The sequence below is a fragment of the Nocardia mexicana NBRC 108244 genome, from assembly GCF_001613165.1.
GTDB classification, from domain to species: domain Bacteria; phylum Actinomycetota; class Actinomycetes; order Mycobacteriales; family Mycobacteriaceae; genus Nocardia; species Nocardia mexicana.
This window is the reverse complement of the sequence record NZ_BDBV01000099.1, coordinates 20,215-42,909: the sequence shown is the minus strand read 5'-3', so window position 1 is coordinate 42,909 and position 22,695 is coordinate 20,215. Positions and strand designations below refer to the sequence as shown.

Annotated in this window: 21 protein-coding genes and 1 pseudogene; 8 read left to right on the top strand and 14 right to left on the bottom strand. The window is 67.8% G+C overall.

Annotation, left to right across the window (positions count from 1 at the left end; genetic code table 11):
• Positions 1-159: 159 nt before the first annotated feature.
• The 4 genes and pseudogenes from NM1_RS33360 to NM1_RS33345 form a co-directional block, all read right to left on the bottom strand.
• Positions 160-783, bottom strand: a complete 624-nt coding sequence (locus tag NM1_RS33360; protein WP_169814362.1) for a LutC/YkgG family protein — start codon at positions 781-783, stop codon at positions 160-162.
• A 242-nt stretch (positions 784-1,025) separates the two neighbouring features.
• A pseudogene (locus tag NM1_RS33355) lies at positions 1,026-2,162 on the bottom strand (transcription termination factor Rho, short form); the annotation flags it as partial.
• Between the two features lie 457 nt (positions 2,163-2,619).
• A complete protein-coding gene (locus NM1_RS33350) occupies positions 2,620-3,645 on the bottom strand; it encodes a tellurite resistance/C4-dicarboxylate transporter family protein (RefSeq protein WP_147289050.1) in 1,026 nt (341 codons plus the stop codon).
• A gap of 186 nt (positions 3,646-3,831) precedes the next feature.
• Positions 3,832-5,466 (bottom strand): GMC family oxidoreductase, encoded by a 1,635-nt coding sequence (locus tag NM1_RS33345; RefSeq protein ID WP_068029353.1) that lies wholly within the window; start codon positions 5,464-5,466, stop codon positions 3,832-3,834.
• Positions 5,467-5,743: 277 nt separating this feature from the next.
• Between NM1_RS33345 and NM1_RS33340 the strand changes: the two genes are divergently transcribed.
• Positions 5,744-6,985, top strand: coding sequence for a cytochrome P450 (locus NM1_RS33340; RefSeq protein WP_068029350.1), 1,242 nt, complete (start codon positions 5,744-5,746; stop codon positions 6,983-6,985).
• A 48-nt stretch (positions 6,986-7,033) separates the two neighbouring features.
• Complete coding sequence (locus NM1_RS33335) at positions 7,034-7,519, top strand: glutathione peroxidase (protein ID WP_068029348.1); 486 nt, start codon at positions 7,034-7,036, stop codon at positions 7,517-7,519.
• A gap of 158 nt (positions 7,520-7,677) precedes the next feature.
• On the opposite strand, the gene cyp51 is transcribed toward NM1_RS33335, so the two are convergent.
• Both cyp51 and NM1_RS33325 read right to left on the bottom strand, forming a co-directional pair.
• A complete protein-coding gene (cyp51, locus tag NM1_RS33330; protein ID WP_068029345.1) occupies positions 7,678-9,027 on the bottom strand; it encodes a lanosterol 14-alpha demethylase in 1,350 nt (449 codons plus the stop codon).
• Between the two features lie 438 nt (positions 9,028-9,465).
• Positions 9,466-10,020 carry a TetR/AcrR family transcriptional regulator gene (locus tag NM1_RS33325; RefSeq protein WP_068029343.1) on the bottom strand — a complete coding sequence of 185 codons (555 nt, stop codon included), beginning with the start codon at positions 10,018-10,020 and terminating at the stop codon, positions 9,466-9,468.
• A gap of 119 nt (positions 10,021-10,139) precedes the next feature.
• Between NM1_RS33325 and NM1_RS33320 the strand changes: the two genes are divergently transcribed.
• Together NM1_RS33320 and NM1_RS33315 are read left to right on the top strand one after the other, a co-directional pair.
• On the top strand, positions 10,140-10,808 hold the full coding sequence (locus tag NM1_RS33320; RefSeq protein ID WP_068029340.1) for a class I SAM-dependent methyltransferase: 669 nt from the start codon (positions 10,140-10,142) through the stop codon (positions 10,806-10,808).
• A gap of 132 nt (positions 10,809-10,940) precedes the next feature.
• On the top strand, positions 10,941-11,270 hold the full coding sequence (locus NM1_RS33315) for a putative quinol monooxygenase (RefSeq protein WP_246011490.1): 330 nt from the start codon (positions 10,941-10,943) through the stop codon (positions 11,268-11,270).
• A 180-nt stretch (positions 11,271-11,450) separates the two neighbouring features.
• Here NM1_RS33315 and NM1_RS33310 read toward each other — a convergent pair whose 3' ends face one another.
• Positions 11,451-12,674 (bottom strand): helix-turn-helix transcriptional regulator, encoded by a 1,224-nt coding sequence (locus NM1_RS33310; protein ID WP_068029338.1) that lies wholly within the window; start codon positions 12,672-12,674, stop codon positions 11,451-11,453.
• Positions 12,675-12,867: 193 nt separating this feature from the next.
• Here NM1_RS33310 and NM1_RS33305 point away from each other — a divergent pair, with 193 nt between their 5' ends.
• On the top strand, positions 12,868-13,179 hold the full coding sequence (locus NM1_RS33305) for a hypothetical protein (RefSeq protein ID WP_068029335.1): 312 nt from the start codon (positions 12,868-12,870) through the stop codon (positions 13,177-13,179).
• Entirely contained in the window at positions 13,176-13,481 is a 306-nt protein-coding gene (locus tag NM1_RS33300; RefSeq protein WP_068029332.1) for a hypothetical protein, read from the top strand. The genes NM1_RS33305 and NM1_RS33300 overlap by 4 nt, the downstream gene beginning before the upstream one ends.
• A gap of 195 nt (positions 13,482-13,676) precedes the next feature.
• Here NM1_RS33300 and NM1_RS33295 read toward each other — a convergent pair whose 3' ends face one another.
• Positions 13,677-14,888, bottom strand: coding sequence for an MFS transporter (locus tag NM1_RS33295; RefSeq protein ID WP_068029384.1), 1,212 nt, complete (start codon positions 14,886-14,888; stop codon positions 13,677-13,679).
• A 90-nt stretch (positions 14,889-14,978) separates the two neighbouring features.
• Here NM1_RS33295 and NM1_RS33290 point away from each other — a divergent pair, with 90 nt between their 5' ends.
• A complete protein-coding gene (locus NM1_RS33290; RefSeq protein ID WP_068029329.1) occupies positions 14,979-15,560 on the top strand; it encodes a helix-turn-helix domain-containing protein in 582 nt (193 codons plus the stop codon).
• Between the two features lie 45 nt (positions 15,561-15,605).
• Here the strand turns inward: NM1_RS33290 and NM1_RS33285 are convergent, their stop codons facing one another.
• Complete coding sequence (locus NM1_RS33285; protein WP_068029326.1) at positions 15,606-16,520, bottom strand: alpha/beta hydrolase; 915 nt, start codon at positions 16,518-16,520, stop codon at positions 15,606-15,608.
• Positions 16,521-16,627: 107 nt separating this feature from the next.
• On the opposite strand from NM1_RS33285, the gene NM1_RS33280 reads away from it, so the two are divergent.
• Positions 16,628-17,041, top strand: a complete 414-nt coding sequence (locus tag NM1_RS33280; RefSeq protein WP_068029381.1) for a MarR family winged helix-turn-helix transcriptional regulator — start codon at positions 16,628-16,630, stop codon at positions 17,039-17,041.
• A gap of 162 nt (positions 17,042-17,203) precedes the next feature.
• Here the strand turns inward: NM1_RS33280 and NM1_RS33275 are convergent, their stop codons facing one another.
• Genes NM1_RS33275 through NM1_RS33255 form a run of 5 tightly spaced genes read right to left on the bottom strand, consistent with a single transcriptional unit; the run spans position 17,204 to position 22,638 of the window.
• Complete coding sequence (locus NM1_RS33275; RefSeq protein ID WP_068029324.1) at positions 17,204-18,271, bottom strand: glucosidase family protein; 1,068 nt, start codon at positions 18,269-18,271, stop codon at positions 17,204-17,206.
• Positions 18,264-18,989, bottom strand: a complete 726-nt coding sequence (locus tag NM1_RS33270; protein ID WP_068029320.1) for a class I SAM-dependent methyltransferase — start codon at positions 18,987-18,989, stop codon at positions 18,264-18,266. Before NM1_RS33270 ends, NM1_RS33275 begins: the two co-directional genes overlap by 8 nt.
• On the bottom strand, positions 18,983-20,221 hold the full coding sequence (locus tag NM1_RS33265; RefSeq protein ID WP_068029317.1) for a glycosyltransferase family 4 protein: 1,239 nt from the start codon (positions 20,219-20,221) through the stop codon (positions 18,983-18,985). Before NM1_RS33265 ends, NM1_RS33270 begins: the two co-directional genes overlap by 7 nt.
• Before the next feature lie 41 nt (positions 20,222-20,262).
• Positions 20,263-21,123, bottom strand: coding sequence for an LLM class F420-dependent oxidoreductase (locus NM1_RS33260; RefSeq protein WP_068029314.1), 861 nt, complete (start codon positions 21,121-21,123; stop codon positions 20,263-20,265).
• Between the two features lie 15 nt (positions 21,124-21,138).
• Positions 21,139-22,638 (bottom strand): FAD-dependent oxidoreductase, encoded by a 1,500-nt coding sequence (locus tag NM1_RS33255; protein WP_068029311.1) that lies wholly within the window; start codon positions 22,636-22,638, stop codon positions 21,139-21,141.
• Positions 22,639-22,695 lie beyond the last annotated feature (57 nt).

The following is a 22,695-nucleotide window of genomic DNA, read 5'->3' as shown; positions in this document are numbered from 1 at the left end:
GAGCGCGCCGGCTGGGGACGGGCGGGGCACGCCACCCCTCGAGACGTGCCCCGTCCGCAACCCACCACCCGACGGTGGGTTCCACCGGTGTGATCCGGTGTCGATACAGACGATGCCGTCGGGGGCTTGCCGAGGGCTTAAAGAGTGCTTGCGGCGGCGCTATTCGACGATGACGACGATGAGTTGCCGGGGGTCGGACTCGCCCCGGTCCCGGGAGAGCGCGCGGTCCACGCTCGCCGACGGTCCGCCGATGAAGGTGATCGGGCGGCGCGAGTCCAGCCGGTCGAGGATCTCCGGCAGCGAGGACACGATCTGATCGGTGCGCACCACGCACAAGCGGAATCCGGGTATCAGGGTCGAGTCGCGGCGGGTCTGTCCGGGGCCGCCGTCGAGCACGATCGTGCCGGAATCGGCGTCCGCGCCGGCGCAGGTGGTGATCACGGCGTCCACCCGGTCGAGGTCCCCGGTGAAGCGCCGCGCACGATCGGCGACGATTCGATGCCCGTCCGTCTCCGCCCAGCGCCCGAGCCATTCCTCCGGCAGGCCGTCGGGTGCGGTCACCGAGGTGGCGCCGTGCGCCCGCAGCACCGTGTCGACGGTGTCGGCGAGATCCGGTTCGATCGCCGGTACCGGCTGAGCTCCATAGTGTTTCAACCGCTGGACGAACAGTTCGACCAGTGCGGAGCGGTCCGCGGCGGAGACCTCGCGGGGCTCCTTGCGATAGTGGCGCGGCACCGGCACGGTGCGTTCGTCGTCGGGCAGGGACTTGAGTCCGTCACGCACGCGGCGCAAGATTTCCTCTCGCGACGTCACCGCGCCCTCCCGTCGGCCTGGATGGACGCGTTCGGCGAGATCCGTTCATCGGTCGTGCCGGGAGCCAGCCGTTGCAAGAACACCTCCAGATCGTGCCGGGGTCGGCACGACCTGCTCGTTGCCTACCACCGATGAACAGGCTACCCCCGAGTAGGGGTCCGGCTAATCTCGCGCAACATATCGGTGGTCCGGGGCATATCGCGCCGGGTGGATCAGCTACTCGCGGCGCGGATGCCTGCGAGGAATTCCGCATTGGTATCGGCCTGGCGCAGGCCGGTCAGCAGCAGTTCGAGCGCGTGCTGCGGGTCCCGCCCGGCCACGGTGCCGCGCAGCGCCTGGATGGCGGCCGCCTCGTCGGGGTGCAGCAGGAGTTCGTCCTTGCGCGTGCTCGACTGCGAGATGTCGACCGCGGGATGCAGGCGGCGCTCGGCGGTGCGGCGGTCGAGCTTGAGCTCGGCGTTGCCGGTGCCCTTGTACTCCTCGAAGATCACCGTGTCGGCGACCGAGCCGGTCTCCACCAGCGCCGTGGCGACGATGGTGAGCGAGCCGCCGTTCTCGATGTTGCGGGCCGCGCCGAGGAACTTCTTCGGCGGCGCCAGCGCGGCGGCGTCCACGCCGCCGGACAGAATGCGTCCGGAGGCGGACGAGGCCAGGTTGTAGGCGCGGGCCAGCCGGGTCAGCGAATCCAGCAGGATCACCACGTCCCGGCCCATCTCGACCAGGCGCTTGGCGTGTTCGACGGCCAACTCCGCGACCGCGACGTGCTCGCCCGGCGGCTGGTCGAAGGTGGCGGCGGCGATATCGGCGGGCACCGCGCGGGCGAGGTCGGTGACCTCCTCCGGGCGCTCGCCGACCAGCACCAGCATCAGCTGGCACTCGGGGTGATTCTTGGCAATGCCGTGTGCAATCGATTGCAGCACAGAGGTTTTGCCAGCCTTGGGCGGGGCGACGACCAGGGCGCGTTGGCCTTTCCCGATCGGCATGACGAGATCGGTGACGCGCGTGGTCATTTCGTGCGGTTCGGTCTCCAGCCGCAACCGGTCCTGTGGATAGATGGGGACCAATTCGGAAAAGTGCGGGCGGGATCGGGCCTGTGCGGGCGACAGCCCGTTCACGGTGTCGACGCGAACCAGCGGCGCGAATTTCACGCCGTCGCGCTTGGATCCGACGACGCCGGTGACGGCATCGCCACGCCGTAATCCGTTGTCGCGCACCAGCCGCATCGACACGTGGGCGTCGTTCGGTCCGGCCAGATAGCCGTCGACGCGCAGGCTTGCGTGATTGCCGACGATATCGAGGATGCCGGTGACCGGCGTGGTCGAGGTGTTCGCGGCGTCGGTGTCGCCGTCCGATCTGTGAATTGTGTTCTGTTCCATGGCGTTTCTCCTGAATGAATGAGTGAGTCAGTGGTCATCGTGGTCGCGGCAAGGCCGGAATCGCGGCGCGGCCGCGGAGGAACTCGGATCGATCCGGATAGCGCTACGAGCGCTGCGAGAGCGGACGAACCGGGAGGGTGAAGAAATCCTGCGGGAAGGGATTGGCCCTGTGTGAAAGGGTTGTGTCGACCTGCATCCACAAGATGACGACAATGCCTACGGTAACGGCACTATCCACAACACGCAACGCCCCCTGAATGTTCCACCGGCGCCCACACCAGGCTCCGCCGCAGGTCGGGACCGTGTTCACCCCTTCTGATTCGCGTGCAATCGCCGTTCTTCGCGCACCGCGTAGGCGTTCACGCACCCTTCGCAGCGGATGCACGGGATGCGCGGATGGGCGCGGGGTGCGCGAAGTGGCGGACGTCGTTCAGCGGGTGCGGCGGCGGAGGGTGGTGGCCAGGAGGGCGAGGGCGGTGGCGGTCCAGGCGGCCAGGGCCACCCAGGCCTCGGCGTGGCCGAAGGTGACCATCCAGTGCTCGCCGAGTACCTTGCCGAGTTCGGCGGTGCCGACGCCGTACATGCCGATCGGGAACACGATGCTCCACAGGCCGGGCTCGTAGGCGAGCGCGAAGTGCTGCACCAGATGTCGCCACACCCCGGCGGCGAGTAGCAGCGGAATCAGCCAGCTGCCGAAGGCCCACAGCGCCAGCGCTGCGCCGGCGAGGAACGGCCGCAGCGTCGCGATCAGATGGTTGCCCTCGTGCTCCAGCACCTGCGCACCGGCCAGCACGCTGATCGCGGTCGCCCCCATGAAAACCCAATATGCCGGAACGAGTTTCGCCGCGGTGAGCCCGCCGCCGAACAGCGTCCCCAGCACCAGCGCGGCCACCGCCAGATACAGCACCACGCCGACCGACCAGCACAGCACGGCGGGGACCACGAAGCGCCGCCCCCACGGCTGCGGCAGCACGGTGGCGGCCACGGCCAGCGACTGGGTGCCGACCACCCAGAGGAACCACGTGCCGTCCGCGCCGGTGACCGCGGTCTGCGGCGAGTGGTGCACCATCAGCGCCGCCGGAATCGCGTAGCACAGCAGTAGCCAGGCCGTCGCCGCAATCGCGAGCAGTGCCAGCGCCGCACCGGTCGCGTCGTGCTTGGCCAGCCCCGCCGCGATCACGGCCGTCCCCGCGACGAAGGTCAGATAGGTGAAGCCGACGGCCGGATTGCGCGCATCGGCCAGGGCATCGTCCCGAAAGAAGATCAACCGCAGCACCGTCGCCACGGTCAGCGCGGCGAGCGCCGCAACCCCAATGACCAGCAGAGCATTACCACCCCACGCCCACCCGGCCCCGGTGACCGCCCGGGACACGATCCCGGTCGCCATCACCGCCGCAAACCACCCGGGCTTGAGGTTCTGCACGGCCGCCACGCGTTTGCCCAACGACTCGCTCACGCACGCCAGTCTCGCACCGCCCCCCGCGCCTGCCGCGGAAGACCACGCAGACGAGCGTGTTCCGCGCACGCGGCCTTCACGAGATAGCAGGGGTTTTCGCGCACCCCCTGTACGCTCACGCACCCCTTGCAAGCACCTGTATCGGGTGCGTGAACATGCAAGGGGTGCGGGAAGGGGACGTGCGGGTTATGCGTCGGCGGTGATGAATTCGGCGGCCTTTTCGCCGATCATGTAGCAGGGGGCGTTGGTGTTGCCGCCGGTGATGCTGGGCATGATCGACGCGTCGGCTACGCGCAGGCCCTCGATGCCGCGCACCCGCAGCTGGGGGTCGACCACGGCGCGCTCGTCGACGCCCATCCGGCAGGTGCCGACCGGGTGGTAGACCGAGTGCACGCGGTTGGGGAGTTCCCGGCGCAGCGCCGCCTCCTCCTGCAGGGCGGGGCCGGGGGTGTACTCCTCGGTGATATCGCCCGCGATCGACTTGTTCGCCATGATCTCGCGGATCATCCGGATGCCCTCGACGAGGAATTCGGTATCGGCCGGATCGGACAGGTAACCCGGGTCGATCACGGGGGAGTCGAACGGGTCGGCCGAGGCCAGCCGCAGTTCGCCGCGGCTCTTGGGATAGATCAGGGTCGGGAAGATGGTGAGCCCGGCGCGCCGGTCCACCATGTGCAGCTTGTCCTCGTCCTGGTTGGGCACCGGGTAGCTCCACGGCAAGGTGTGGATCTGCATGTCCGGAATGTCCTGTGCGAACGGCGTTTTCACGAATCCGCAGGCCTCGAAGACGGTGCGGCCGAACCAGGAGCTGCCCGGGTTGCGCAGCTCGCGCATGATGCCGCGCGCGAAGTACGTGGGGATGCCGCGGTGGATCGCCTTCTTGGAGAGGAAGGTCATCGGCACGAACAGGTGGTCGTGCAGGTTCTGGCCGACCGGCAGATCCGCGTGCACATCGATCCCCAGCTCGCGCAGCTGCCCGGCCGGGCCGACGCCCGACAGCATCAGGATCTGCGCCGAACCCATCACGCCGCCGGAGACCACGACCTCCTTGGCCGCCCGGATGATGCGTCGCCCGCTCTTCTCGATGACCTCGACGCCGGTCGCCCGGCCGCCCTCGATGACGACCCGCGCGACGTGCGCATTCGTCAGCACCGTCAGGTTCGGATTCGGCATGTTGGTGAGGTAGCCGCGCGAGGAGCTGTAGCGCAGGCCGTACCGCACGCTCTGCTGGAAGATGCTGATGCCCTCCTGGGATTCGCCGTTGTAGTCGGCGATCTGGGGCACCCCGAGGGTGTCGGTGGCGGCGGTGATGAATTCCTGCGAAATCGGCGTGAGGTCCTTCTGCCGGGTCACCTCGATCGGGCCGCCGGTGCCGCGCACGTCGCTGGCGCCGTCCTCCCAGTTCTCCAGGCGCTTGTAGGCCGGGAGCACGTCGTCGTAGCTCCAGCCCTCGCAGCCCTCGGCCGCCCAGGAGTCGAAGTTGGCACGGTTGCCGCGCACGAACAGCATGCCGTTGACGGAGCTGGAGCCGCCCAGCACCTTGCCGCGGGTCATCGGGATCTCGCGGTCGTTGGCGAACTTCTGCGGAACCGAGTACTGCTTCCAGGTCACCCGCTTCTTCAGCTGCGGGACGGTGTGCACCATGGTGATCGCGCCGGGCATGGTCACCAGGCGGGTGTTGTCCTTGCGCCCGGCCTCCAGCAGGATCACGCGGGCCCCGTGCTCGGCGAGCCGGCCCGCGATGGTGGCCCCGGAGCTGCCCGCGCCCACGACGATGTAGTCGGCTTCGGTCGCATCCGCGCTGCGCGGAGAGTCGGTCATAGTGCTTACCTCATCCTCGAAGTAGTCGTCGTCGGCGCAAGGGCCGCCCGGGAGCGTGCCCGAGATCACTGTAGAACAAGTTCTAATTCTAGTGAAGATCCGCCATCGATTGCGACGTCCGACCGGCGTCCATCGGGTGGTCGGGCCGGTGGTGTAAACGATCTTTCGGAATCCTGACCAGACACCTGTTCAGTTGGGCGCGATAGTGCTTCAATCTACGTAGAACTCGTTCCAATTTCGTCTCGGTTCGCAATGCTGCGAACACTGAGGAGGAGCCGTGCCCGTTCCGGCCGCAGCAGATCCCGGACTACCTGCCGGATTCGATTTCACCGATCCCGAACTGTGGGAGAACCGCAGTCCCGTCGAGGAATTCGCCGCGGTGCGGCGAACCGCCCCGGTGTGGTGGAACGCCCAGACCCCCGACCAGGCGGCGCCGTTCGACGACGGCGGGTACTGGGTGGTGAGTCGGCACGAGGACATCAAGGAGATCTCGCGCCACTCCGATATCTACTCGTCCCAGCAGAAGGGCGCGATCATCCGGCTCCCCGGCTTCGCCACGCCCGAGCAGCTGGAGGGGACGGGTGCGCTGTTGGTCAATATGGATCCGCCCAAGCACACCAAGATCCGCCGCATCGTCTCCAAAGGGTTCACGCCGCGGGCCGTGGAGGGCCTGCGGGCGGCGCTCGCGGAGCGCGCGGAGCGGATCGTGGCCGCGGCGAAGGAGTCCGGGAGCGGTGACTTCGTTCAGCAGGTGGCCTGTGAGCTGCCGCTGCAGGCCATCGCCGAACTGCTCGGGGTGCCGCAGGCCGACCGCCACAAGCTGTTCGACTGGTCGAATCAGATGCTCAACTACGACGATCCGGAGTACGGCGACCCGGTCGTCGCCTCGGGGGAGATCCTCGGCTACGCCTGGAACATGGCCGAGCAGCGGCGCGCCCGCCCGGCCGAGGACATCGTCAGCCAGCTCGTCAACGCCGATATCGACGGGGAGGCACTGGGATCCGACGAGTTCGGTTTCTTCGTGATCCTGCTCGCGGTGGCAGGGAACGAGACCACGCGCAACGCCGTCACGCACGGCATGAAGGCCTTCGTGGACAACCCGGAGCAGTGGGAGCTCTACCGCGAGCAGCGCCCGCGCACCGCGCCGGACGAGATCGTGCGGTGGGCGACGCCGGTGACGGCGTTCCAGCGCACCGCGACCCGCGATGTCGAACTGGGCGGGCAGCATATCGAGGCGGGACAGCGGCTCGGCATCTTCTACAGCTCAGCCAATTTCGACGAGGCGGCGTTCGACGAGCCGCACCGGTTCGACATCCTGCGCGATCCCAACCCGCACCTCGGCTTCGGCGGGACCGGGGCGCATTTCTGCGTGGGCGCGAACCTGGCCCGGCTCGAGATCGATCTGATGTTCAACGCCATCGCCGATGCCATGCCCAGCCTGCGGCAGCTGGCCGATCCGCAGCGACTGCGGTCGGGGTGGATCAATGGCATCAAGCATTGGCAGGTCAGCTACTCCTGATGAGATTCGCCCGGGGGCGATGATCGGATTCGTCCTATCATCGCCCCTGTGACTATTCGTGACATTCCCGTACGAACCCTTTCCGACGAACCCACCACCCTCGGCGAGCTGGCCGGGGACAAGGCTCTGCTGGTCGTGAACGTGGCCTCCAAGTGCGGCCTCACCCCGCAGTACACCGGCTTGGTGGAGTTGCAGCAGACCTACGGTCCGCGCGGATTCAGCGTGGTCGGGGTGCCGTGCAACCAGTTCATGGGCCAGGAGCCCGGTACGGCCGAGGAGATCGAGCAGTTCTGCTCGACCACCTACGGTGTGGATTTCCCGCTGCTCGAGAAGTCCGACGTCAACGGCGACGGGCGGCATGCGCTGTACCAGGAGCTGGTGCAGACCACCGACGCCGAGGGCGAGGGTGGAGACATCCAGTGGAACTTCGAGAAGTTCCTCGTGGATCGCGACGGCAAGGTGGTCGGCCGGTTCCGGCCCCGCACCGAACCCAAGGATCCGGCGGTTGTCAGCGCTATCGAATCGGTGTTGTAGATCCCGGCCAAAAGCGTGCCGGGAATAGGTTGTGGAGCCCGGGCCGGGAATGAAGTTGTGGAGCCCGCGCGCCGGGAATGAAGTTGTGTGGAACCCGCGCACCGGGAATGACTGTGGTGCTGTGACCCGTCCGTCGCTTCGGCGGCTGCGGCGGCGGGTCAGCGCCGACGGCGGTAGCGCACGGAGCAGGGCTGCTGCAGCTGTACCACCATTTTGGAATGGTCGTTGCGGTAGCTGTCGGACGGCTGGGTCATCTCGAACTCCCAGTCCCGCAACAGGATCGAGAAGATCGCCTTGAGCTGCATGAGCGCGAAGGCCGCGCCGACGCAGCGGTGCCGCCCGGCGCCGAAGGGGATCCAGGTCCAGCGGTTGACCAGGTCGGCCTGGTTCGGGTCGAGGTAACGGCCCGGGTCGAAACTGTCGGGGTCCGGGAAGTCCTCGGGGATCCGGTTGGACACCGCGGGGGTTGCGGCCACGAGATCGCCTGGCGCAATACGGTTTCCGCACACCTCGAACTCGTCGCGCGCGATCCGCATGAGGATGATCAGCGGCGGATGCAGCCGCAGCGTCTCCTTGAGGACCGCCTCCAGCTGTGGAATCTGGCGCAGCGCATGGAAACTCACGTCCTTGCCGTCCGCGTAGAGCTCGTCCAGTTCGGTGGCGACGCTCGCGAACTGCTCCGGATGGCGCAGCAATTCGATCACCGTCCAGGCCGCGGTGCCCGATGTGGTGTGGTGCCCGGCGAACATCATCGAGATGAAGATGCCGGTGATCTCGCTGGCCGAGAAGCGCGGGTTGCCCTGTTCGTCCCGGATCGAGACCAGCACGTCGAGCATGTCCCGATCATCCTTGCCCGCAGGCGGATTCGCGATCCGGCCGTTCATGATGTCCTGTACCAGCTCGACGAGTTCGGCGCGCGCCTCGTCGCGGCGGCGGAAGCTCTCGATGGGGGCGTAGGGGTCGACGTAGCACAGCGCGTCGGTGCCCTGCTCCAGCTCGTGATACAGATGCGCGAAGCGTCCGTCGAGCTCGTCGCGGAACTTCTTGCCGATCAGGCAGGCCGAGGAGGTGTAGATGGTCAGCTCGGCGAAGAACTCCAGCAGGTCGATCTCGCCCTCGTCGCCCCAGCGCGACAGCATCCGATCCACCTCGTGCGCAATGGTTTCCGCGTGCCCGCGCATGTGCTCGCCGCGCAGCGCCTGGTTGTGCAGCATCTCCTTGCGGCGCTCCGGGCTGGCGTCGAACACCACGCCCTCGCCGAAGATCGGCTTCATGAACGGATAGGCCGCCCCCTGGTCCAGGTCCTCGTCGGCGGCGCGGAAGAAGAACTCGTTGGCCTCCGAGCCCGACAGCAGGATCACGTCCTTGTCGGCCAGCCGGAACGAACCCACATCGCCGCACTCCGCACGGACCCGGCGCATCAGCGCGATCGGGTCGGTCCGGAATTCCTCCAGATGGCCGTGTTCATGATTGTCGCCGGACACCTGCCGCGGTTTGACGAGCGTCATCGGAAATCCTTCCGCCGTACCGGATCCACCCGTGATGGACACGTGTCTGGACGGTACTACGGAAGCGAGTTCGCGGCAAGGTATTCGACGTCTCCAGCGGGAATTGAGCAAGGAGCAACGCCCCCGTCCTCCAGCGGCCTCGAGTCAGGAGCAGTGCCCCGTTCTTCAGTGGGTCTCGGGTTTGGTGCGCCCTGTACTCCAGCGGGCCTCGAGTCGGAAGCAGTGCCCTGAACTCGAACGGGGGTCTCGGGTCAGGCGCAGCGCTCTGTACTCCTACGGGTCTCGGTCAGGCGCAGTGCTCTGTGCTCCAGCGGGTCTCGGGTCGGGTGCAGTGCCCCGGTCTCCGACGGGCTTCGAGTAAAGGAGTAACGCCCTATTTCCCCGGCATGCTCAGCCATTGCCTTTGCCCGGCATGCTTTTGGCCGGGAGCGCAGTCGACTACTCCAGCACTCGGAGAGTGGACTTTTCGAGGCGGTCGGCTATCTCGGCGTAGGAGGCGTAGCCCATGCCCGCGCGGACCAAGGCGCCCGCGTAGAGCAGCTCGAGCGTTTCCACGACTTCCGGATCGGCGTCGTCGCCGAGGGCCGTGACCAGGCGCTTGCGGATCTCGGACCCGATGCGCACCCGTAGGTGCGCCACGTCCGGGTCGGTGCCCAGCAGCGCGCTGGTCACCGCGCCTGCGAGCGCGGGCTCGTCGGCGACCAGCATGGCGATCTGACGCTGCACCGCGACGACCCGGGCGGTGGTGCCGGAATCCTCGTCCGCGGGCGGCGGCGTCGCGGCCAGGCGGCGCCAGAAGACCTCCGCCACAAGGTGTTCCTTGGAGGAGAAGTACGTGTACGCGGTGGCTGTGCCGACCCCGGCGGCCGCGGCGACCATGCGGACCGTCAGCCCCGCGAAACCCTCGCGGGACAGCACCTCGAGCGCGGCCCGAGTGAGCCGGTCGACGGTGTCGGCCTGCTTCTCGGTGAGGCGGCGCCGGGTCGCCTCCATGCTGACGGGCAAGGGATCGGACACGTGTCTGGATGCTACACTGGACACCTCTTACGGGCAACTCGCTCCGCCCGCGACACCGGCCGTGTGCCCTGTGCCGACAGAAAGGTCCGTCTCCCATGACCCGTGCCGATTCGGCGACTCCCGTTGCTGCCCAGGAATTGTTCGACCTCGCCGAGCAAACTACCGGCTTCATGCCGGGCGAGGAGGGGCGGGCATTGCACGACGCGGTGCGGCGATACGCGGGCGACGGCACAGTCGTCGAAATCGGTACCTATTGCGGCAAGTCGGCGATCTACCTCGGCGCGGCGGCCCGCGAAACCGGGGCGACGGTGTACACCATCGACCACCACCACGGCTCGGAGGAACACCAGCCGGGCTGGGAGTACCACGACAGCTCCCTGGTCGACCCGGCGACCGGGCGATTCGACACCGTCGCCGCATTCCGGCGGTCGATCGTGCGCGCCGGTCTCACCGACACGGTCGTCGGCGTCGTCGGCGCCTCCGCCACGGTCGCGCGCATGTGGCGCACGCCGATCCGCCTGCTGTTCATCGACGGCGGCCACACCGAGGAAGCCGCCCAGCGCGACTACGACAACTGGGCTCACTGGGTTGCCGCAGGCGGCGCCCTCGTCATCCACGACGTCTTCCCCGACCCTCGCGACGGCGGCCAAGCCCCGTACCACATCTACCGAAAAGCCTTGGACAGCGGGAACTTCCGAGAGGTGGCGGTGGTCGGATCGATGCGCATCCTGGAGCGCGATGCGGGGTGCGGCGGGCAGGTGTAGTCCTCTACGGCCCTAGCACACTTGCCGAAATCGGCACCTTGGTCACAGTGGATGCCGACCAAGCTATTCATGAACGGGTGCCCGCCGACGATTCGATCGTCGTAGGGCGACGCCCCCGGTACGGTGACTCTGGTGTCAGAGAATTCGTTGTACGCGCTTGTTGTGAAGTTCGACCTGCAGGACAGCGAGAAGGCTGCGGCGTTCGATCGTCTGGTTGCCGAGACCGTCAGGGGTATCACGGAACACGAGCCCGGGACTCTCGTCTACTCGACGCACACAGTGGAGGGTGAGCCGCTGTCGCGGATTTTCTATGAGGTGTACCGGGATCGGGAGGCGTTCGAGGAGCACGAGCGGCAACCGCACACGAAGCACTTCCTCTCCAAGCGTGCCGACTTCACATCGGCTGTGCGGGTCGAGTTCCTGACACCTGCTGCCGCGAAAGGGCTTCCCGCAGCAGGCTGAGCTACAGATTGTTGGTGATCCCGCACCACACTGCGAATCCGTGCACAGTTGTCGCTGCGCGCCTCGGTGCGTGCGAGGGCTCGCACCGTCTCGTGAACCATCGGGTTGTACCGCGTTTGCGATGGAGCGATGCTGCGCGCGGGATGCGGCGGTCGGGTTTAGTCCTGCGGCAAGCTCTGCCTATGCGGCTAATCCGATACGGCGACTCAGCTCGCGCACATCCGTCCGCATCCCGGACGGTGGCGATTTCAGCAAGCCGAGCAGCATATCTCGTGCGAATCCGTTGTATCTGATCGTTTCGGGCGCAGTCTGTTCCGATTTCGACAGCAGTGCGAACGCCGCGGTCGACTCACCACGCACACCGTGCGCGCGAGCCACTTCGATGAAATGTCGGGCGCGGCGCGGTACCGAGGTGATCTGGTCTGCATCGAATGCCTGCGCCGCGTGCAATGCCTCACCGGGTCGGCGCAGCTCGACACCCAACGTCACCGCGTGCGCACCCATCACAGGTATCGAGAACGACGTCTGTACATGTCGGTATGCCGGGCCGAGCTTCTGCGCGATCCGGTCTGCGCGCTCCCAGTAACGCCATGCCTCACCGTGCCTGCCGCGCCGCGCGTGCACGTACGCAATCTCCGCATCCAACGCACCCGCGATTCCGCGCCAATCGTCGGAGGTGCTGTCCCGATCGACATATGGGGCAAGGCGTTTCGTCGATTCTTGGGCGAGATTGATCGCCTCGTCCCAGCGCCCGGAATCCCGGAGCGCTTGTACCATCGCCCAGGCGCTGCACGCGATCACGTAGGGGTCGTCGGTCTCGTAGCCCTCGCTCAGGCCCCGATCGGCAACCATCCAGACCAGTTCCGGCGCTGGCTGATACGCGACATAGAAGTCGGCTAGTTGATAGACGCCCGCAAGGATCCGCCTCGCAGCCCGGCGGTCGTCACCCTGTATACGCGCCGCGTTCTGCGCGTCCCGAATGAGCCCGGGCAACAGTGTTCCGAGTTGAGTGCGATGGTCCGGGCTCGAATGCCGTACCTGCCACGCAGCCCTCAGCCGCTCCGCGAGGTGTTGCACTTTCGGTGCGCGACTCGGCGCGTTGAAATGGGCGCCGGTCAGTGCGGCCTGCACCTCCGCCAGAGCCGCGTGGCGTTCGCCCGCGAATACCGCGACCGGCACCGCATGGCCGTTACCGGTCAATTGGGCCAAGTCCTCCAGTTCCAGAGCTTGTGCGATTCGCAGCAGCAGCGGCAGCTTCGGGGTCTGCAGCCTGCCGTTCTCGACGGCCTTCAACCACTCGGTAGATCTCCCGATCAGTCCCGCGAGCACGGGCCGTGACATCCCCGCGCGCTCACGGTGCAGCTTGATTCGTTGGCCGATCGCCAGGCCCTCTCCGCCGTCCACGGTGTATGCCTTCCGCCAGACTGCCCCGTCAATCTTGAAGCGTAACCACTCGGTAAGGGGTACGGAATGTACCTGGTCGAATCGAGACCCGCTCTTAGCGTCAGATTCGGCCCCACCGCCGAGTCGTAATTGACTCCCCGATTCCGACTCCGGCGGCGGGTGCCTCCCAACAACGAGGCGGAGGCAGTAGGCGATGAGAGCGAATCCGACAGCGTTCGCGTGGGTCGACACCGACGTCAGTCCGTGGGGCGAGTGGGAGAACGCCCGGGTCCGCCAGCTCGCGCGGCGGCTCGGCTATGCGCTGTACTGGCCCGGCCCGTCCACGCTCCCACTGGTCGACCAGGTACGAGCGGCGGACGTCGACGCCGTGATCACACCGTCACCCGGCCATCTGGACGCCATCCAGTTGCACGCGCTGATGTGCATTGTCGACGTCGAAACTGCCACTCCTCGAATGAGTTTCGCTCGCTGGACGACATTTCCCTGTCAGATGGGGCAGTCGTGAGCACCGCAGCGGGGTGGTCGATGATCGTGGTGCTCGTGGCGATCTTCTGCGGCATTGCCGGGGTCCTGCTGCGCACCGGACTCGACGGCAACAGCGACGAAGGCGAGGCTCCCCCTCATACCGTCGAGTCTCTGGCGTACACGCACGCCGCGCCGGGGCGGGGGTTCACGGTGCCGCAGGCCCATCGCGCGATGCAGCAGCACCGGACCTGCCGCCGCGAGGACTGCCCGCGTAAACGTGCGGCTTACCAGGCCCTCGTGGACGCCCGGCGCCTCCGGCCGGACTCAGGCCGCGCGTATTGACCTGCGGGACATGGCAATCACCGAACGATGCTGGAGTTGTCGATCGACAATTCCGCACGCAGGAGGCCATGGGGATCACCCGGATAGCGCCGGAATGACGTGGGTTGGCACGTGGATGACGGGGTAGGCGTGTGAATGGTTGGGAGTGGGCGTGTGAATGGGTGGGAGTACGCGACGCAATGGTGGGAGTGGTTGTCAGCCCCGTGACCTTCGGTCGAGGAGGATCAGTGGGACGGTGGCCGCGGCTAGGGCGGCCCCGATCAGGCATACCGAGGTAAGTGCGGCACCGGAGGTCAGGGTGGCGGCCGCCAGTACCGGGGTGAGGCTGATGCCCAGTTGGAAGGCTGACACGGTGGTTGCGCCCGCGAGGGTGGGGGCGTCGGCGGCTATGGCGAAGACGCGGGCGTAGAGGGCCGGGTTGAGGACGAAGGCGGCGATTCCGAGCAGGAATACCGCGGGGATGACGATCCAGACCTGCTCGATCGCGATCGCCAGTACGAGGGACAGTGCCGCGATGGACAGTGCGCCCGTGAGCAGGGCGAAGTGGGGGCGTCGGTCGGAGATCCGGCCGCCGATGGAGAGGCCGAGGAAGGCGCCGATCCCGAACAGTGCGAGGACCGCCGGGATCCAGACCTCGGACACCCCGGTGAGGTCGGCGAGCATGGCCGCCAGATAGTTGAACGTGATCATGTACGCCGCGGTGGAGGCGATGACGATCGCGTAGATGATCCAGAGCATCGGCCTGCGCATCGTCGCGACCTCTCTCGCGACGCCTGCTACGGGCCCGGAATTCGTTGTGGCCGAAGGAAGCCCGAGTACGCAGCCGACGATACCGGCGAACGTCAGGAGTACGACGGCCCAGAATCCGCCCCGCCACTCCGTGAAGTGACTCAGCAGGGTTCCCGCGGGGCCACCGGCGATCATGGCCACGCTGAGGCCGCTGACCACCACGCCGGACGCGCGGGCGTTGCGGTCGGGGGTGACCAGGCCGATCGCGGTGACCGAGGCGACGGCGAAGAATCCGGCGTAGGCCAATCCAGCGACGACCCTGCTGGCCAGCAGCACCTGGTAGTTGCCCAGCAGACCGACGGCGACGGCGGCGGCGAAGACGGCCTGGGTGGCGACCAGGGCGGTGCGGCGCGGCCAGCGCAGGCTGAGGACAGCGAAGGGCGGTCCGCCGAATACGACGCCCAGCGCGAACGCGGTGATGAGCATCCCGGCCGAGGAGAGCGTGACGTCGAGGTCGGCGGCGACCTCCGGCAAGACTCCGGCCAGCAGGAACTCGGCGCTGCCCATCGCGAACAGGCTGAAGCCCAGCAGGTAGACCCCGGCCGGTAGCCGGTCCGGCCGACCTCCCCGAAACCGCTGTGCGCGGGCATTTCTCGTTGTATCCGTTGTGGTATTCATTCGGATCACCTCCGCTACGAGCATCGGAGGATCGGCCCGGAATCGACAAACACTGTTGCCGATTCCGGGACGCATTGGTTGACTGGCCGCATGGACGAGCCGAGCGTGGGCGCCGCTATCGAGCAGATCGCACCCAGATTGCGGCGTGCCCGGGAGAAGAAGGGCGTCAGCCTTGCCGAGATCACCCGGGTCACCGGCATCTCGACGAGCACCCTGTCCCGGCTGGAGTCGGGACAGCGCAAGCCGAGCCTGGAACTCCTGCTGCCGATCACCGCGGCCCTGGGCATCCCGCTCGACGAGATCGTCACCGCGCCCCGCATCGTCGATCCCCGGGTACCGCAGCACCCCACCAGCAAGGACGGCCGCGTCCTGATCCCGCTGTCGCGCCACAGCGGCGACCCGCGCGCCTACAAGATGACGATTCCCGCACACGACGAGGAGCCGTACCTACGGACCCACGAGGGCTACGAATGGCTGTACGTGCTCCGCGGGCGGCTGCGCGTCCGGCTCGCCGACCACGACTTCGTGATGTCCGCCGGCGAGGCGGCCGAATTCGACTGCCAGGTCCCGCATTGGTTCGGCGCGGCCGGGCGCGGCGACGTCGAGGTCCTCAGCCTCTTCGGCAAGCACGGCGAGCGCATCCATGTGCGCGCCCGGACCCCGCGCCGCTGACGGGAGCTAGTGCTGTGACCGCATAGGTTCGCCGGTTCAGATGCCTTACAGGTTGTTGACGTAGAAGTTGGTGAGTCGTTCGACGGCGGCGTCGACGTATTCGGGTTCGTCGTACATCTCGTAATGGCCTACGCCCTCGATCACCATGAGGTCGACCGAGTTGGGGGCCATCTTCCACAGCTGCATGCCCGCCTCGTAGGAGCCGGTGTTGCCGATGCGTCCGGCGAGGATGACCTGCAGTGGCTGGGTCATGAGCTGGTCGACCAGGTGGAACGCGTCGCAGCCCAGTAGGAGGGAGTCGCTGCGCGAGAGGCGGCGGTTGGTGGAGTGCTCGTTGCCGCCCCGCTCGGTGCGGTAGTAGGTAATCGCCTGCGTGGTGTCGATATCGGTCAGACCGGCTGCCGCGGCGTCCTCCAGGGTGTCGGGCAGCCAGTTCGCACGGGTGAGTTCGCCGGAGCGGGCCTCTTCGATGCGCGCGTCGGCGAGGGCGTCGAGTGCGGCGGCCGGGCCGTCGGGCTGGAAGCTGCGGAACGAGGTGCCCATGTTGCCGGGGACTACGGTTCCGACCGCCTTGATGCGGTGGTCCGTGCGGGCGGTGTGCACGGCGTAGCCGCCACCGGCGCAGATACCGAGGACGCCGAGGCGCTGTGGGTCGATGCCGGGGGTCATGGTGAGCACGTCGATGGCGTAGGAGATGTCCTCACCGCGGCGGTAGGGGTCTTCGAGGTCGCGTGGCTCGCCGCCGCTCTGCCCTTGATGAGCGGGATCGAAGACGAGCACCGCGATGCCGCGGGCGGCGAGACGGGACGCATAGTTGGCGCCGATCTGCTCCTTCACACTGCTGCCCGGGGTGGAGAGCACGACGGCGCGCAGCGGTGCGCTGCTGTCGGCGTTGTCGGGCAGGTGGAGGTCCGCGGCGAGGTTGATGGGACCGCGCGGGATCGTGAGGTGCTGAATCATACCCGGCTTCCTTTGTGAGATTGTTGTTCCATAGGAGTCCAGTACAGGACCGCATTTTGTACGATTTGGAACTAGTACGAAACCGTACCACATGGATGGAGGACCGCATGCCGGTCGACGGGGCGCAGCTGTGGACGCTGAACCAGCGGCTGCTGGCAGTCGTGATGGATGCCTGCACAGAGGAGCTGGCCGAGCTCGGGTTGGAGACGAAGGAGTTCTTCGTCCTGGCCGAGGTCGAGGCATCGCCGTACCCGGCCGAGATCGCGACGGCACTGCTGCTCCCCAAAGCGAGCGTGACGGTCTACGTCCGCAACCTCGTCGCCAAGGGGTTCATCCGGCGCGAGATCGACGACGCGGACCTGCGGCGTCACCGGCTCGTACTAACCGCTGAAGGCACAGAGGCACGAAATCGTGCACTTGCAGCCCTCGCGGCGGAGTACGACCGCAGGCTGGCGAGGATCACCCCCCAGGACCGCACCGAGCTGCAGCGCATCCTTCAGGAGATGCTCTCGCCCGCATGAGTCCATGGTCATGAGCCTGCCCGGTGAACCCCTGCCCCTCCTGGTCGGTCAACCTGCGCACATGGACAAGCTCAGCCACTACACCCCCAGCAGTCGGAGCGGACGTCACCGTGCATCCAACCGCCCGGACGACCGCCCCGGCGAACCTTCCCGGTCAGAGCACTAGCGGCGGGAACCGACGCAGTCGCAGGCGAATCCGGTGGTGATGTCGATGGGCGCGGCCGGGTCGCGGAAGATTCCGGCGGCCGGTGTCGCACGCGCCAGCGCATCCGCGGCGAGGATCATCGCCGCGCCGGTCCAGGTCGTGCGTTCCTCCGGCCAGCGCTTGCCGTCCGCGAAAACGAGTCCGGTCCAATAGGATCCGTCGTGCTCGCGCAGATGCTGCATGGAGGCCAGCAGCCGGTGGGCACGCTCGTGGTCGCCGAGGGTGTCCAGCGCCAAGGCCAGTTCGCAGGTTTCCGCGCCGGTGACCCAGGGCCGGTCGGCGACGCAGCGGATGCCGATCCGGCCGACGACGAAATCGCCCCAGCGGGAGTCGATTCGCTCCGCGCCATCGGTGCCGCGGTAGGCGCCGCACAGTACCGGGTAGTACCAGTCCATCGAGTAGCGGTCCTTCTCGGCGAACGACTCCGGGTGGTGCCGGAGGGCATGGCCGAGGCGCATCGCCGCGACCTCCCAGTCCGGCTGCGGATCCCCGGCCAGTTCGGCCAGCGCCAGCGCACACCGGATGCTGTGGAACATGCTCGAGCAGCCGGTCAGCAGTGCTTCGGGCACCACGCCGGAAGCGGAACGCAGCCAATAGATCTCGCCGTTGCGGCCCTGCTGCATGGTGGCGACGTAATCGATGGCGGCCCGCACCGTCGGCCACATCGCCGTGGCGAAGGAACGGTCGCCGGTGCGGCGGTAATAGTGCCAGACCCCCGTGGCGATGTAGGCGCAGAAGTTGGTGTCGGCATCGGCGTTCTCCACCGCACCGGCGCGAAACTGCAAGGGCCAGGAGCCGTCCGCCCGCTGGGTGCGGGCCGACCACTCGTACGCGGCCCGCGCCTCGGTGAGCAATCCCGCGGTGGTGAGCGCCATGGCGCTCTCGATGTGATCCCACGGGTCGGTATGGCCGCCGCCGAACCACGGCACGGCGCCGCCGGGTTCCTGCTCGGCGGCAATGGATTCGGCGGTGCGGCGGCACTGCGCGGCGGTGAGTACGCCGGAGACCTCCGGCAGGTCACGCACGGCGCACCGCCGGTTTGGTGAAGTACAGCGCGACGCTCTTGCCGATGACCGGGTCCAGGGCGGTCTCGGCGAAGCGGGTCTGCCAGGGTCGTTTCATCATGTCCCACACCAACAGTCGGTGATATGCCTCGACTACCCGGCTGTCGGTCTTCGACACACCCACCAGACATTTCAGCCACCAGTACGGCGAATGCAGCGCGTGGGCGTGCGTGCTGTGGATGAATCGCACACCCCGCCCGGAGATCTTCGCTCGCAGCTCGTCGGCGCGATAGATGCGGACGTGCCCGCCCTCGTTGGCGTGGTATTCGTCCGACAGCAGCCAGCAGATTCGTTCGGGTAGCCAGCGCGGCACGGTGACCGCCAGGGCGCCACCGGGCTTCAGCACCCGCACCAGTTCGGCGATGGCGCTGTCGTCGTCGGGAATGTGCTCGAGGATCTCCGAGGCGACGACCACGTCGAACTCGCCGTCCTCGTACGGCATTGCCAGCGCGTCGCCCTGCACCGCTTCGGCTTTCGCCGAGTGCGGCGCCTCACCCGCCTCGGCCATCGCACCGAACATGACCTTCACGTCGGCCAGATCGCTCGCGCTCTGATCGAAGGCGACGATATCCGCGCCGCGCCGGTACGCCTCGAACGAGTGCCGCCCCTGCCCGCAACCCACATCGATCACGCGGGTGCCGGGCCGGACGCCCAGGCGGTCGAAGTCGACGGTCAGCATGTGATGATCTCCTCGCTCGTTCGGCGGGCCATGGCCTGCTCGTAGACGGAAACGGTCTGCGCGGCAACGGATTCCCAGCTGTACACCGCGAGTGCTCGCTGGCGTCCGGCCGCGCCGAGTTCGGTCCGGCGCCGCTCCGCGTCCAGCAGTCGGCCGATCGTGTGCGCCAACTCGTCCACATTCCCCGGCTCGACCAGCTCCGCGCAGTCGGCCACCACCTCCGGCAGCGCCCCGGCGCGGCTGGCGACCAGCGGGGTGCCGCTGGCCATCGCCTCGACCGCGGGCAGCGAAAAGCCCTCGTACATCGACGGAATGCAGGCGATGTCGGCCGACGCCAGCAGCTCGGCCAGTTCGAGGTCGGTCAGGCCGCCCGAGGCGGTGACGATATCGGACAGGCCGAGCTCGGCGATCAGCTTCTCGGTGGGGCCGTTGGGCTCCAGCTTGGCCACCAGGCGCAGCTCGAGATCGTGCGAAAGGCGCAGCCGCGCAACGGCTTGCAGCAGGTGACCGATGCCCTTCAACGGCTTGTCGGCGCTGGCGACCGCGACGATACGGCCCGGCACCCGGCCTCCGCGCGGCCGGAACAGTTCGGTATCCACGCCCAGCGGCACCACGTTCAGTTGCTCCGCGTCGACACCGAAATCATCGACGATATCGGCCGCGGAGGACGAGGACACCGTGATCAGGTCCGGGATCTGCTGGGCCACCCGCCGCTGCATGCCGAGGAAGCCGTACCAGCGGTGCACGAACGCCTTGCGTCGCCAGGGTGCGGCGGCCAGGTCGAGTGCTCGGTCGCGGGTGATCGGGTGGTGCACGGTGGAGACCAGCGGCAGCCGCCGGGCGATGTCGAGTAGTCCGGTGCCGAGGCACTGATTGTCGTGCACCACATCGAAATCCGCCGCGCGCGAGCGCAGCAGCCGGGCGGCACGCAGGCTGAACGTGCGCGGCTCCGGGAATCCGGCGGTCCACATGGTGCCCAGCTCCAGCAGGTCGATCCGGTCGCGGATCTCGCCGGGGCGGGGCGTGCGGAACGGGTCGGGTTCCCGGTACAGGTCCAGACTGGGCACCTCGGTCAGCGTCACCCGGGGATCGAGGTGGTCCGGATACGGCTGGCCGGAGAACACCTCGACCCGATGCCCGAGTTCGGCCAGGCCGCGGCTGAGATGCCGGACATAGACCCCCTGCCCGCCACAGTGGGTCTTGCTGCGGTAGGACAGCAGGGCTATGCGCACGTTCTCTCCGGTGGTCGAAACAGACAGGGAAATAAGGCTTTTCAGGCAGTCAACCCGAGCGGGGCGAGCTTGGCGGCGAGCCGGTCGAGGTAGGCCAGCACGTCGGATTCGGGCTTGTCCGGCAGTCCGTACAGCGCATCGGTAACCCCGGCCGCCTCCCATTCGGACAGGCGCTGCGGATCCGGTTTGCCATCGAGGGCGACCACCCGCGGCCGCCCGCTGCGGCCCGCGTCCTGCCAGACCTTGGCCAGCAGGGCCAGCCGTTCCAGCAGAGTCGCCTGCTCGTAGGGCGTGGTGATCCAGCCGTCGGCCGAGCGGGCGATCCAGCGGAAGCCCTGTTCGGTCCCGGCGGTACCGATCAGCACCGGCACGTGCCGCTGCACCGGTTTCGGCCACGCCCAGCTGGGCCCGAACTTCACGAACTCGCCGTCGTAGGCCGCCTCCTCCTTGGTCCACAGGGCGTCCATGGCCTCGAGATACTCGCGCAGCACGGTGCGCCGCTTGTTGGCGGGCACTCCGTGATCGGCGAGTTCGTCTGTGTTCCAGCCGAATCCGGCACCGAGGCTGACCCGCCCGCCGGACAGGTGATCGAGCGTCGCGATGGACTTGGCGAGCGTGATCACATCGTGTTCGACGGGGAGCGCCACGGCGGTGGACAATTCGATGCGCTCGGTGACCGCGGCGGCGGTACCCAGCGCCACCCACGGGTCGAGGGTGCGCATATAGCGGTCGTCGGGCAGGCTGGCATCGCCGGTCGTCGGATGTGCCGCTTCGCGTTTCACCGGGATGTGGGTGTGCTCGGGCACGAAGAACGAGGCGAAGCCACGCTCCTCCGCGGCCTTCGCGGCCGCGGCGGGGGTGATCCCGCGGTCGCTGGTGAACAAGACGATGCCGAAACGCATGGGCCCGTGGTCCTTTCAGTTCCCCGCAGCAGGGGTGTGGGATGCTTCCTGGGTTGCCGCCGCCACGCCCGCGCGGCGGCCGTAGAAGCTGCCGTCGCCGAGCGAGGCTCCGCTGGCGTAGCCGCCCGCGCAGATGCCGGAGGTGCAGCGCCCGGCGGCGTACAGTCCCTCGATCGGTTCGCCGGAGACGTGCAGTACGCGCGAGTCGAGATCGGTGCGCAGGCCGCCGAGGGTGAATCCCGCTGTGAAGCCGCGCATGTCGTACCCCGCGAGCGGGGTGCCGACGGGCTTGACCCACTCCGGCTTCTTGCCCAGTACCGGGTCGACCCCGTCCTTGGCGTGCCGGTTGTAGATCTCGACGGTGGACTGCAAAGTACCTGCGGGCAGACCCATTTCGGCCTCCAGTTCCTCGACCGACTCCGCGACCCAGGTGGGCGGCTGCCGGAAGAACGGCGTGGAGGTCTCGGTCGCGTCGGCCGCCTCCAGCGCCTCCTCGTCGAGGATCAGGAAGGCCTGGTTATCCTGCTGCAGCAGGGTGGCCTGCCCGATGCGGCCCGGATAGGTGTCCTCCGGAATGTAGCGCTGGCCACGCCCGTTGACGAGGATTCCGCGCGCCATCCGCTGCGGATCGCCGAAGATGGCGACCTCCGTGGCGTCCATGTGGGCCAGGTCGGCGCCGAGGGCCTGGGCGATGCGGATGCCGATGCCGTCGTGCTCCTCGATCGCCGCGCCCGGGCGGCCGATCAGGCGCGGCGCATAGCCCTCGATCATCTGCTGCTGGTAGGCGAAGCTGCCGGTGGCCAGCACCACGCCGCGCCGGGCGCGGATATTCAGTTGCTTGCCATAGCGTTTCGCGACGACGCCGACCACGCGGTCGGCGTCGTCGGTGACCAGGCGTTGCAGGCGGATGTCGTATTCGGCACGCACACCGAGCTTTTCGGCTGTTTCGGTCAGCGGCTTCATCAGCATGTAGCCGCCGCCCTTTTCGCCGGTGCGCTTGTTCTCCATCTGAGGCAGATGGCCGCGCGGCGCCGGGGGGATCTGCTCGTTGAAGGGGGCCGCGTTCTCGCCGCCGGAGTACATCAGGCCCTCGTCGTGCGGCGGCTCCCAGCCGGGCTCGCCCCAGAACGCCTCCTTGAACGGAACACCCTGGGCGACAAGCCAGTTGAAGTGTTCGACGCTGCCCTGGCAGTAGTCGTGGATCTTCGCCTTGTCCACGCCCGGGCCCAGCGCGGCCACCAGGAACTTCTCCATGTTCTCCGGGGTGTCATCGAATCCGAGCGCCCGCTGCAGCGGGGTTCCCCCGCCGAGGTAGATGAACCCGCCCGACAGCGCGGCCGCGCCGCCCCAGCCGCCGGTGCGCTCCAGCACCAGCACGTCGGCGCCCGCTCGGGCGGCCTCGATGGCGGCGGCCGCGCCCGCGACGCCGTAGCCTGCGACCACGACGTCTGCCTCGAAGTCCCAGGTGGTGATCGTGGCGGCGCGCGCGGGGCGCACGGTGGGGGTCTCGGTCATCGTCTGCTGTTCCTCACTTGCTCGGCTGGATTGTCCGGTGCCATCTCATCGTTGCTC